Source organism: Proteus sp. G3927 (genome assembly GCF_963894685.1).
Taxonomy (GTDB): Bacteria; Pseudomonadota; Gammaproteobacteria; order Enterobacterales; family Enterobacteriaceae; genus Proteus; species Proteus mirabilis.
Genome location: NZ_CAWQGX010000030.1, coordinates 135,862 through 149,017, shown reverse-complemented (window position 1 = coordinate 149,017; position 13,156 = coordinate 135,862). Strand labels below are relative to the sequence as shown.

Genomic DNA, 13,156 nt, shown 5'->3' with positions numbered 1-13,156 from the left:
AGCATTTATTGGCAACTCTGTTATCCATTACAGGACGAATAACATGCTATTAAAAAAAATATTTTTAGTGTCTTTTTTATTCCCTACTCTCTCTTACGCTAATACCTTACCAACATCAAATATAGATAATTCACTAACTCCCAACCATGATAATCTTGCCCGTTTTTCACTCGGTGACAATAGTCAAGCATCCGGTAGCGGTGCCACAGCTATAGGTATCAATAGCCAAGCCACCAATACTCGTGCGGTTGCTATTGGTTATGCTGCATTAGCCAATGAGGAAAATACGGTTTCATTTGGTAATAGTGAAGAGAAACAAACAGCACGACTCACCAATGTCAGTGAAGGTAAAAATAATACTGATGCAGTCAATCTGGCACAAACAAAAGCACTACTTAGTAAAAATAAAAGGTTAACTGATAGCCAAATAAATGTTTTTAGAAATCAAACTAATAATAACTTAAACACCATCAAAAAAACCATCCATGAATTTGATGATTATTATCGAAGACGCCAAGCATCAATTACCGATGCAATTGAAGCACTGGATAAAAAAGTTATTTCATTAGAAAAAAAAGTCTATGCAGGTATTGCTTCCTCAATTGCCATGACCAATATTCCTTATCTTACTCATCATACCTTTAGTGGTGGCCTCGGTATTAGTAATTATCGTACTGGCATAGCACTTGCTGGAGGTGTCCAATATCAGCCAAATAACGATATAGCATTTCGATTTAACTCATCAATTAATAGTGAACAAGAGCTTATTTTTGGTGGCGGATTAGCTTATGGCTGGTGATCTTATTAATTAACCTCACCTCTTAATAAGAAAGTTTTTTATTATTTAAGCAGTAGTATCCTTATTGCTGCTTAACAATATTTTTCTAAATAAAATAAATGCATAACACTTATTAAAAAGATAAGCTTATCTTCTGTTTTTATTCCCTTTTGTGATAGTGACATTTTTCCTATAATGACATAATTCTCCATAACTGAAAGAGACACAACATGAGTTATCCATTACGAAAAATGACCCTCGCTGATATCAAAGCAGTGACTTCATTACTACAAGAAAACTCACAGTCACAGCAAGGTGGATTATATGGTGATTATCCACACGATAAAGTTGAAGCTATGTACCAAAGTAGTACCAATGCCATAGTCGCAACTGACCAAGAACAGATTATAGCGGTTGTTTTCAGCTTTCCGGTCAGTTCTTTTTCTCTTCCACCTATTGCTCAAGAAATTAACCGACGTTTTCCTAGCCTTACATACCATAATTGGTTTTACGGTCCTGTATGTATTGATAAATCATACCGCGGAAAATCGCTATTAACCGATCTTTACCAATATATTTGTGCGTTACAAGGTGGTCGCCCGATTGCATTTATTAATAGTGAAAACATCCGCTCGCTAAAAGCACATCAAAAATTGGGTATGAATATTGTTGAAAATTTTCAATTTCAAGGAAAAGCATGGTGGGTAATTAGTGGATAATGAAAACAAATGAAAGAAAAAGTACGCATATGTATTCTTCAATGAGTTACGATATCGAACAGTGATAATGAGTATTATTTATAACAAAAATCAATTTATATATAAAACTAATTAAAAATCAATCGGTTACTAATATTTTATAAATTAACTCATAATTATTAACAATATTTGAACCCGACTTTTCTCTATCAAATTGCTTACAATTTGACACCATTCTGTGATCTCTCCTTCAATTCTAGATCTTTCGTTAACTTACTTTTTGATCTTACACAAAAGTATAAATAAGATAAATACCACCAATTCGAAAGCAAACGTAAAATAGGAGGAAGCAATGACTGTTTCCCGTAGAACTTTTATCAAAGGTCTTGCCGCCAGTGGGGCAGCAATCTCTGTTTCTACACCTGCTCTTGCTACTTCAGGTGACTTTACAGCAAGCAAACGCACTCGACCAGAAAATGCACCTAACTTATTAATTGTTTTTCCTGATGAAATGCGAGCCCATGCTCTACAGTTTATGGGGGAAGATCCATCGATTACACCAAATCTTAATAAATTTGCCAAACAAGCCAAAGTAATGACACAAATGGCATCAAATTACCCTCTATGCTCCCCTTTTCGAGGCATGTTTATGACAGGTCAGTACCCTGTGCGTAATGGTATCACAGGTAATGCCCATGATTACGGTGGAAAAGTAGGTATTGACTTGTCTCCTTACGCAAAATGCTGGTCTGACGTACTTAAATCCTTAGATTATAGCACTGGGTATATTGGCAAATGGCACCTTGATGCTCCCTATGAGCCTTTTATTGAAAGTTACAATAATCCAATGGAAGGTCGTTATTGGAATGAATGGGCTGCTCCAGATAGGCGTCATGGTTTTGATTTTTGGTATTCTTATGGTACTTATGACTTACACTTGAAACCGATGTATTGGGCAAACGATACACCTCGTGATAAACCGATTTATATCGATCAATGGGGGCCTGAACATGAAGCCGATATGGCAATCAAGTTCCTCAAAAATGAAAATAATCAATTTAGAGATAATTCAAAACCATTTGCATTAGTGGTTTCAATGAACCCACCTCACTCTCCTTATGATCAAGTACCGAAAAAATACCTCGATGCTTATCAAGGTAAGACATCAAAAGAGTTAAATACACGCCCTAATGTACAGTGGGACAGTGAATATCAAGAAGGTTATGGGCCTCAATATTTCAAAGAATATATGGCAATGGTCAACGGTGTTGATGAGCAATTTGGTCGCATTGTCGATGAATTAGAAAAACAGGGCCTTGCAGATAATACTCTCGTCGTTTTCTTCTCTGATCATGGCAGTTGCTTAGGATCAAATGGACAAGCAACAAAAAATAATCCGTATGAAGAATCGATGCGTGTCCCTATGATGTTTCGCTTACCGGGTAAAATCAAACCAGGTTTTGATGATGCATTAATGTCAGCACCTGATATTTACCCAACTATTTTAGGGTTACTTGGTTTATCAGAATGGATCCCTGATTCAGTAGAAGGCACAGATCTTGCAGATAGAGTCATCACAGGCAAAGGCGACACAGCAAACTCTCAGCTTTATCTTTTTATTCCTTATGGTGAACCTTCATTCGGTAAACGAGGTGTAAGAACCAAAACTCATACTTTAGTGATAGATAGGCAAGATGGACAACCATTAAAATATACTTTATATGACAATGTGAACGATCCATATCAAATGAAAAATATTGCCAAAGATAATATGCCTTTAATTGATAAATTAATTAAAGAAGAATTAACCCCTTGGTTAGAAAAAACAGGAGATTCTTGGAGAGCGACTGAGTTTATTACAGCGACAACGAATAAATTAAATAAAAAAATATCAATATGTGAAGAAAAATAATAAAAACATCTGCGCCATAACCTTATGGCGCTATATATAAACCTAATTCGCTAATATAAAAATCCTTTTAATAAAATAAAAGGAAGACGTCCTACATCTAAAAATAGATATAAATAAAAGCGAATAAAGAATTGGATATAGACCATGAACAAACTTCGTATTGTGCTTTTCTTACCTCTTTTTGGCTTAGCTTTAACTTCTTTTCATTCTCACGCAGCAACAGTTAATGCGATGTTCTCGTGGGAATCTGCTGATTATGATACATCGAATAACTATTCTGGTTATCGTGTTGATTTTAACATTAATCCAGACAAATCGAACTGGTATTTTGACGTCGGTTTTCGTCAGCGTGAACATGACAATAAAAATCGTTATCAGCGTTATGATTTACAAGGTAGTTATCGTTTTAAATTAAATAATGGTTGGATACAACCAGGATTAAAAATACGTCAAGATTTAACTAACTATGATAATGGTAGCCGTTTAACTATCGACTTTTATGAATCAAAAACAAATTATCAATTTCCTATTAATAAAGACTGGGTTTTAACCGGTAGTGTTTTGTTTGGATTACAAAAAAAAGAGGACAAACGAAGTAATGGCGTCACTAATACGGATTATTTAGGTTGGGAAATTGAACCCGGTATTCGCTACTTTATCACCCCGAATCTCAATACAACAGTGGCTTATTTTGATGGTGGAAAACAAGCAATAAGACATGAAGAGTATGATACAAAAGAAACAAATCACAACCAGCAATTACGTATGTATGTAAACTGGACGACACCTATCGGTGTTATTATTTCTCCCTCAATGCGTAAGTCTATTTTTGGAAAAATAGAAGACAGAACAAATAAAGGTGAATATATCGATAAAGATATGACTCGTTATACCTTACAAATGGCTTACCAAATATCTCCTCAATGGCGTGTTATGACAGAATATTATAATGAGCGTGTTGAGAATAAAAATAACGGCAGCAAGTCAACTCAAGATTATTTTAAAGTATCAGTAAGAGCAACTTTCTAATAATTAAAACCATATAATAGTCATAAGGTTATATCTCATGAAAAATAAAAATTTGTTATTTTTAAGTGCTGCTGTCCTTTCAGCTATATATGGCTCAGCCGTAGCGGCTGATTGCGATAGTACTTTAAACATTTGTGAAACCGTAAACATTAATAATGGCGATACAGCGCAAATAAATAAAGATGTTAATGTATCACAAGGTGACGGTGTAGTATTTAATGGCTCATCAACAGAATATAAAGCTCAAGCAATTACAAAAAATATTACTGTTACTGGTAATGGAGCAAATGCAATTAAAATAAATCAGGGCGCTACTTTTAGTAGTAATATTAATTTAAATGGCGCTAACGTTACTAGTGAAAATGGTACAGCAATATTAGTTGAAGGTAACTTTCCTAAACGAGGAACAGGTGTTTATATCCGAGATGGCGCTATTATCAGAGGAAAAACCGCAGCGATTGATTTTAGCACTTTAAAAACAGGCTTTAGAAGTGATGTTAATGGCGAGATCCACGGTGATATTTTAGGGAATAATCATGTGGATACCAAAATCAATTTTGCTTATCAGGGAGGAGCACAAAATGCATTATTTGACGGCTATAAAATTACCGGTGTTCCTTTAATTGAAAACCATGGCAATTTAACTATCCAAGGTAAAGATAAAACCATTCAATGGGAAGGTAACTTCATGAATAAGGAAAATAGCCAGCTTATTTTCCGCCTTGATGATAATACCAATACTGATGAAACTATCTTACATGTTACCGGCGATGTCACCTTTAAAAAAGGTAGCCAAGCAAAACTTGATTTTAAAGGCACCAGTGTTGATAACATCATTAATAAAGATATTGTATTAATTGCTTCAGACTCGGCAATTAAAGATGAAGCGAGCATTACAGTGACTGATGCAAATGCCATAGCGCCAGATATTTCACCTTTATTAGAAAAAACCGATTCATGGTTAGAAACGACACCACCAAATATTAGCGGTGGTGTCAGTGGTAATCAATTAATTGCGCGTTATGGTATTAGCTACGAAGGGGGGGATAATTTTATTAGCGCTGCTGAACGTGGCAATGTCACAGAGAATGGATTAGCAGCAGCTAAATTTATTATTCCAACAGTATTAAATGAATTTAATAATACACGTAGCCAGATTTCAGATGAAGCATTAAGTTTATTAGTCGCCGCTGGTAATAATGATAATAATATTGCTGCACTATCAAATGATCTGGCGCCCATTGCTGACGGTAGTGATATTCAAGCAGGATTAATCATGGTTGAAGATATGCGCAACAATATTGCTCATCGCTACTTACGCTATGATAATCAGCTCCCCATTGAAGAAAGAGAAATAGGTTGGAATAGCTGGGCAAATATTCTGTACGGTTATGGTACGCAAAGTCAACAAGGTGGAATTAACGGCTACAATACTTATCGCACTGGTATTCAAATCGGTACTGATTATGAAATAAATCAAGATGCGCTAATTGGCGTTTCTTTAGCATATAACTACGCTAAAGCCGATGCTAAACAACGTAATGCAAGCAAAGAAATTAGCCATTTTGAATTTATGCCTTATGCCGGTTGGTATAGTGATACATTATTCTTAAACGGTAATTTAAATATTGGTTATTACACTGTCGATAGTGAGAGGGATATCGGTGGTAATACGGGATGGCAAGGAAATACCAAAGCAAAAGGTGACTACTCTGGTGTGCAATTAGGCTATCAGATTAACGCTGGCACCTATTTGGATTTTGATTTTATCCATATTAAACCGATGCTAACTTACCAATATCAATGGCTCAATATTGATTCTTGGGAAGAAACAGGCTCTACATTATCTATGCGTACTTATGGCCAACGCTACGCAGTTAATCAATTAGGTGGCTCTGTTGCTTTATGGAATGACTACCAAACCTCTTATGGCAAATTAACCCCTTCTCTTAACCTTCGTTATATCAAAGATATTGCAGGTAATAACGATATTAATCAACGCCACAGCCTTACCTATTTTAATACTGGAGGAAGCACCTTCGATATTAAAGGAAATACCGTTGGTGGTGACATCATTAGTGCTGAATTAGGTGCAAACCTTGATATTACCCAATCGTTAAATTTAGGTACAACAATGGGATATCAGCGTTATGACAAATTCAATGAAGGGCGTATCGGCTTTACTGTTAGTCAGCGTTTCTAAGGAGAAAATATAATGCCGATATTTCGTTTTACTGCGCTTGCAATGACATTGGGGTTATTATCAACCCCCTATCATGTTATTGCTGCCACCAGCAATCCTGCATTTGATCCCAATCATCTTATGCAATCAGAAATCTATCATTTTGCACAAAGTGATCCATTAGCTGATTTTTCATCAGATAAAAATTCAACACTAACTTTATCTGATAAACGTAGCATTATGGGAAACCAATCCCTTTTATGGCAATGGAAAGGTGGCAGTAGTTTTACTTTACATAAAAAGCTTATAGTTCCCACAGATAAAGAAGCCTCTAAAGCATGGGGACGCGCTTCTACACCTGTTTTATCATTTTGGCTTTACAACGAAAAACCTATTGATGGTTATCTCACTGTTGATTTAGGGGAAAAGCTCAATGCCACCAGCGAAGCCCAAGCTGGCTTTAAAGTAAAACTAAATTTCACTGGCTGGCGTGCTATTGGTATCTCTTTAAATAACGATCTTGAAAATCGTGAGATGACTTTAAATGCAACAAATACATCATCCGATGGTACTCAAGATAGTATTGGTCGCTCTTTAGGTGCGAATGTTGACAGCATTCGTTTTAAAGCCCCTTCTAATATCAGTCAGGGTGAAATCTATATCGACCGTATTATGTTTTCTATTGATGACGCCCGTTACCAATGGTCTGATTATCAAATAAAAACACGATTATCAGAGCCGGAAATTGAATTTCACACCGTACAACCTCAATTACCTGTAACACCAGAAAATTTAGCTGCGATAGATCTTATTCGCCAACGTCTTATCAATGAATTTGTTGGTGGTGAAAAAGAGACGAATCTTGCTTTAGAAGAGAATATCAGCAAGCTAAAAACGGATTTTGAAGCACTGAATATTCGCCCTCTTTCGGATGGAGGAATGCAAGGTCGACATCTTATCACCGATAAACAAACTATCATCTATCAGCCAGAACAGCTTAATTCTCAAGACAAGCAACTTTTTGATAATTACGTCATTCTTGGTAACTACACCACATTAATGTTTAATATTAGCCGTGCTTATGTGCTCGAAAAAGATCCAACACAAAAAGAACAGCTAAAACAGATGTACCTCTTGATGACCAAGCATCTATTAGATCAAGGATTTGTCAAAGGTAGTGCCCTAGTAACCACTCACCACTGGGGATATAGTTCACGTTGGTGGTATATCTCTACATTATTAATGGCTGATGCACTAAAAGAAGCTAATCTACAGACAGATGTCTATGATTCTCTACTTTGGTATTCACGAGAATTTAAAAGTAGTTTTGATATGAAAGTTGGCGCAAATAGCTCTGATTTAGACTATTTTAATACCTTATCTCGTCAACATTTAGCGCTATTATTACTTGAACCCGATGATCAAAAACGTATTAACTTAGTCAATTCTTTTAGTCATTATATCACTGGTGCCTTAACTCAAGTACCACCGGGGAGTAAAGACGGTTTGCGTCCTGATGGTACGGCATGGCGACATGAAGGTAATTATCCCGGCTACTCTTTCCCAGCATTTAAAAATGCCTCACAGCTGATTTATTTATTACGAGAAACACCTTTTGCTGTAGGTGAAAGTGGCTGGAATAACCTAAAAAAGGCAATGATTTCAGCATGGATCTATAGTAATCCTGAAGTTGGCTTACCTTTAGCGGGAAGACACCCCTTTAACTCACCTTCCCTACAATCTATAGCACAAGGTTACTATTGGCTCGCGATGTCTGCCCAACCAGCGCCAGATAAACAGTTAGCATCTATTTATTTAGCAATTAGTGGTAAATCGCGAAATGAATCACCCACTATTTTTGGTGAAGAGATAACGCCAGCGTCCCTTCCTCAAGGGTTCTATGCCTTTAACGGTGGTGCCTTTGGTATTCACCGTTGGCAAGACAAAATGGTGACATTAAAAGCCTATAATACCAATGTATGGTCATCTGAAATTTACAATAAAGATAACCGTTATGGCCGTTATCAAAGTCATGGTGTTGCTCAAATCGTTCGCAATGGCTCTCAACTTTCACAAGGCTATCAGCAAGAAGGCTGGGATTGGAATAGAATGCCTGGCGCCACAACCATTCATCTTCCGCTTAAAGAACTTGATAGCCCTAACCCACACACCTTAATGCAACGAGGTGAGCGAGGATTTAGCGGCACATCAGCCCTTGAAGGAAAATATGGCATGATGGCGTTTGATCTTCTTTATCCCGCTAATCTTGCGCGTTTTGATGCTAACTTTACCGCTAAAAAAACCGTCTTAGCGGCGGATAACCATTTAATTTTTGTCGGTAGCAATATTAATAGCAGCGATAAAGATCACCCTGTGGAAACAACGTTATTCCAACATGCTATTACGCCTGAGTTAAACACTATTTGGATTAATGGCCAAAAAATAGAAGGTTTTCCTTATCAAACTACGCTAAAACAAGGAGATTGGATAATTGATAGTAATGGTAACGGTTATTTAATTACTCAAGCAGAAAAAGTGAATGTCAGCCGCCAACACCAGACTTCGGCTGAAAATAAAAATCGTCAACCCACGCAAGGAAATTTTAGCTCCGCATGGATCGACCACGGTATTCAACCCAAAGATCATAGTTATGAGTACATGGTTTTCTTAGATGCAACACCGGAAAAAATGGCGCAATTAGCCGAGAAATTCCGTGCTAACAATGGGTTATACCAAGTTATTCGTAAAGATAAAGATGTACATATTATTTACGATAAACTCAGTCAAATAACAGGTTATGCATTTTATCAACCAGCAGTCATTGACGATAAATGGATCAAAAAAGTCGATAAGCCGTCCATCGTTATGACACATCAGGAAGGAAATATACTGACGGTGAGTGCTGTAACACCTGATTTAAATATGACTCGCCAAAAAGCGGCAACCCCCGTCACCATTAATGTGACAGTGAAAGGGAAATGGCAACCCACAGCTCAAGACAGTGAGGTAAAATATAACGTTTCTGGGGATAATACCGAACTTATTTTCACCAGTTACTTTGGCATTCCACAAGAAATTAAACTCTCTCCTCTCTCTTGATTAAACCTTTAAAGGAGCGCATTCGCGTTCCTTTTTTATTTTGCAGGAAATCTGATTATGCTAATAAAAAATTCTTTAGCTTATGCGATTACACTAAGTTTCTGCTTATCCTTACCCGCACAAGCATTACCTTCTCTTTCTCATGAACCTTTTGGCGATCTTTATCTTTTTGAAGATGAAATGCCAAATACCTTGAGCACCTCAAATGACCATCAGCTATCACTAAGTAAAGAGCATGCTAAAGATGGCGTACAGTCACTCAAATGGCAGTATCAACCCCAATCAACATTAACACTTAATAATGAAGTTAATTATCAAGATGATAAAAATACAGCAACACCACTCACTTTTATGATGTGGATTTACAATGAAAAACCACAGTCAACGCCCCTTACATTACAATTTAAACAAAATAATCAAGTAGCATTAAGTTTTAACACGGAACTGAATTTCACGGGTTGGCGAGGTATTGCAGTTCCTTTTCGTGATATGAAAGGCTCAGCAACAGGCAAATTAGATAAATTAGTCATTACTGCACCAGATCAAGCAGGTACGCTTTTTTTTGATCAAATAATTATGAGCGTACCTTTAGATAATCGTTGGCCTATTCCTGACTATCAAATTCCATATGTTAATAATGCAGTAAATACAATGGTGAGTAAAAATTGGAGTGCATTATTGATGTACGATCAAATGTTCACAGCGCATTATCCTACATTAAATTTTGCGACTGAGTTTCGCGATGATCAGCCTGAAGTGGCATCTATTTATCAACGTTTTGAATACTATCAAGGTGTCAGTCGTGATAAAAAAATCACCGCTGAAATGATCGACAAAAATTTAGCATTATGGAAAAAATTAGCCTTAGAACAACATGCTGATGGCTCAATAACCGCAAAAGCCCTTGATCATCCTAATCGCCAGAATTTTATCAAAGTCGAGGGGGTCTTTAGTGAAGAAACCCAAAAAGCATTACTTGATGCCAACATGCTAAGAGATGTAGGCAAAACGCTTCTTCAAACAGCGATTTACTTGCGTAGTCACTCCTTATCAGCAATCGATAGAAAAAAATTAGAAACGCTCTATTTATTAGGCACTCGTTACGTTCTTGAACAAGGTTTCACACGGGGGAGTGGTTACCAAATTATTACTCACGTAGGTTATCAAACAAGAGAGCTTTTTGATGCATGGTTTATTGGTCGCCATATTCTAGCAAAACATAATCTGTTAGCACCGACACAACAAGCCATGATGTGGTATAACGCAACAGGGCGCATATTTGAAAAAGATAATGAAATCGTTGATGCAAATGTCGATATTCTCAATACCCAATTACAGTGGATGATAAAAAGTTTATTGATGTTGCCAGATTATCAACAGCGCCAACAAGCCTTAGCACAATTGCAAAGTTGGCTAAACAAAACCATTCTTAGTTCTAAAGGTGTCGCTGGTGGCTTTAAATCTGATGGCTCTATTTTTCACCATTCACAACATTATCCAGCTTATGCCAAAGATGCATTTGGTGGCTTAGCGCCTAGTGTTTATGCCTTAAGTCATTCCCCTTTTCGTCTTTCATCACCAGCACATGCACGCTTAAAAGATGTATTATTAAAAATGCGTATCTATACCAAAGAAACACAAATTCCTCTGGTATTAAGTGGCAGACATCCTACGGGGTTACATAAAATAAGTATTGATCCCTTCAAATGGATGGCTCTTGCAGGTACGCCCGATGGTAAACAAGAGCTAGATACTACATTAGCAGCCGCTTATGCAAAATTAGCAAACAAAGATAGCTTTGAAGGTATTAAAGCAGAAAATGAACCGGTAGGTGCATGGGCAATGAATTATGCTTCAATGGCAATCCAGCGTAGAGCATCAATAACAGCGCCACAGCAAAGCTGGCTTGCTATCGCTCGTGGTTTTAGTCGTTATTTAGTGGGTAATGAAAGTTATGAGAATAACAACCGTTATGGTCGTTACTTGCAATATGGGCAACTTGAAATTATTCCTGCGGATTTAACTAAATCTGGTTTTAGTCATGCAGGTTGGGATTGGAATCGATATCCAGGAACGACTACGATCCACCTTCCTTATGATGAACTAGAAGCAAAACTAAGCCAATTGCCAAGTGCAGGCATAGAAGAAATGTTGCTTTCAACACAACGTTATTCTGGTGCCAATACACTAAATAATAACAGTATGTTTGCCATGAAATTACATGGTCACAGTAAATATCAACAACAAAGTCTAAGAGCGAATAAATCCTATTTCTTATTTGATAATAGAGTGATCGCATTAGGCTCTGGTATTGAAAATAACGATAAACAACATACAACAGAAACGACACTGTTCCAGTTTGCTGTTCCTAAGTTACAATCAATTATAATTAATGGTAAAAAAGTAAACCAACTCGGTACTCAATTAACCTTAAATAATGCCGATACATTAATTGATCCGGCGGGTAACTTGTATAAATTAGCTAAAGGGCAAACGGTAGAATTTAGTTATCAAAAACAATACTCTGTTGATGACAGAAATTCACAGCAAACAGAACAATTGTTTGCAACAGCCGTTATCTCTCACGGTAAAGCCCCTAAAAATGCAAATTATGAATATGCAATAGCCATAGAAGCACAAGATAATAAAGCGCCTGAATACACCGTATTGCAGCATAATAATCAACTTCATGCAGTAAAAGATAAAATCACGCAAGAAGAGGGATATGCTTTTTTTAATGCCACCGAAGTCAATTCATCTCAAGCTTTATTATTATCAAGTGATTCCCCCACTATGGTAATGGTAAAAAAACAAAAACAACAATTAACGCTAAGTATTGTTAATCCTGATTTAAATTTATATCAGGGTATTGAAGCTGACCAAATTGATAATAAGGGTAACCAGGTTGAAGTGAGTGTTTATTCTCGCCAATGGCTTACAGCCGATCCTCAACCAATAAGTAGTACAGTTACTGTAAAAGGGATTTGGAAATTAGCCACACCACAATTAGGTGTTAATATTAGATATCAAAATAGTAATACGCTAATTACAACAACGACTATACAAGCAATACCAATAACAGTTTATTTAATTAAGTAAAAGTCGTAACTTTTAAATTAAAGAGTCTCGATATAAAACATCGAGACTCTTTTTATTTATAAATCAATTTAGCGAATCAATTATTTTATTTAAATAATAATAAATCATATCTTCATTTATTATTGATAATAAATCTGTTGTCTCATTTTAATAATTTGTTATGCTCTGCGCCGGGTGCTTGGATCAATCTGGTTCAAGCATTATGCCAATACCAGAAAGAGAAAAGCCCCGGAAAATATACAGTATATTAACCGAGGCGGACTCAAACATAGACAATTTGATTCTGCCTCCATTCTTATCGGAGCGCAAGAGGAAATGAAAAAATATTCTTTAATCGGGCTAATAATGGTCGCCATGAT

Annotated in this window: 7 protein-coding genes; all 7 read left to right on the top strand. The window is 36.5% G+C overall.

Going from position 1 to position 13,156, the window contains the following annotated elements:
- Window positions 1–43 precede the first annotated feature (43 nt).
- The 7 genes from aipA to AACV00_RS13820 all read left to right on the top strand — a co-directional run bounded on the left by aipA (window position 44) and on the right by AACV00_RS13820 (window position 12,797).
- Window positions 44–799, top strand: a complete 756-nt coding sequence (aipA, locus tag AACV00_RS13850) for a trimeric autotransporter adhesin AipA (RefSeq protein WP_110706550.1) — start codon at window positions 44–46, stop codon at window positions 797–799.
- Between the two features lie 209 nt (window positions 800–1,008).
- Window positions 1,009–1,497 (top strand): GNAT family N-acetyltransferase, encoded by a 489-nt coding sequence (locus AACV00_RS13845; protein WP_004248608.1) that lies wholly within the window; start codon window positions 1,009–1,011, stop codon window positions 1,495–1,497.
- Between the two features lie 331 nt (window positions 1,498–1,828).
- Complete coding sequence (locus tag AACV00_RS13840; protein WP_004244191.1) at window positions 1,829–3,388, top strand: sulfatase-like hydrolase/transferase; 1,560 nt, start codon at window positions 1,829–1,831, stop codon at window positions 3,386–3,388.
- A 144-nt stretch (window positions 3,389–3,532) separates the two neighbouring features.
- The gene (locus tag AACV00_RS13835) at window positions 3,533–4,417 is read left to right on the top strand and encodes an OmpG porin family protein (protein ID WP_004244192.1); all 885 of its coding nucleotides are present in this window, start codon (window positions 3,533–3,535) and stop codon (window positions 4,415–4,417) included.
- Between the two features lie 37 nt (window positions 4,418–4,454).
- Entirely contained in the window at window positions 4,455–6,620 is a 2,166-nt protein-coding gene (locus AACV00_RS13830; RefSeq protein WP_110706549.1) for an autotransporter family protein, read from the top strand.
- A gap of 12 nt (window positions 6,621–6,632) precedes the next feature.
- Window positions 6,633–9,698, top strand: a complete 3,066-nt coding sequence (locus tag AACV00_RS13825) for a chondroitinase family polysaccharide lyase (protein ID WP_036895486.1) — start codon at window positions 6,633–6,635, stop codon at window positions 9,696–9,698.
- A 57-nt stretch (window positions 9,699–9,755) separates the two neighbouring features.
- Complete coding sequence (locus tag AACV00_RS13820) at window positions 9,756–12,797, top strand: chondroitinase family polysaccharide lyase (protein WP_036918856.1); 3,042 nt, start codon at window positions 9,756–9,758, stop codon at window positions 12,795–12,797.
- Window positions 12,798–13,156 lie beyond the last annotated feature (359 nt).

Excerpts from the sequence above, each read along its gene's own strand:
- AACV00_RS13840 (WP_004244191.1), top strand. The coding sequence starts at position 1,829 with ATGACTGTTTCCCGTAGAACTTTTATCAAAGGTCTTGCCGCCAGTGGG.
- AACV00_RS13835 (WP_004244192.1), top strand. The coding sequence starts at position 3,533 with ATGAACAAACTTCGTATTGTGCTTTTCTTACCTCTTTTTGGCTTAGCT.
- AACV00_RS13845 (WP_004248608.1), top strand. The coding sequence starts at position 1,009 with ATGAGTTATCCATTACGAAAAATGACCCTCGCTGATATCAAAGCAGTG.
- AACV00_RS13825 (WP_036895486.1), top strand. The coding sequence starts at position 6,633 with ATGCCGATATTTCGTTTTACTGCGCTTGCAATGACATTGGGGTTATTA.
- AACV00_RS13830 (WP_110706549.1), top strand. The coding sequence starts at position 4,455 with ATGAAAAATAAAAATTTGTTATTTTTAAGTGCTGCTGTCCTTTCAGCT.
- AACV00_RS13820 (WP_036918856.1), top strand. The coding sequence starts at position 9,756 with ATGCTAATAAAAAATTCTTTAGCTTATGCGATTACACTAAGTTTCTGC.
- aipA (WP_110706550.1), top strand. The coding sequence starts at position 44 with ATGCTATTAAAAAAAATATTTTTAGTGTCTTTTTTATTCCCTACTCTC.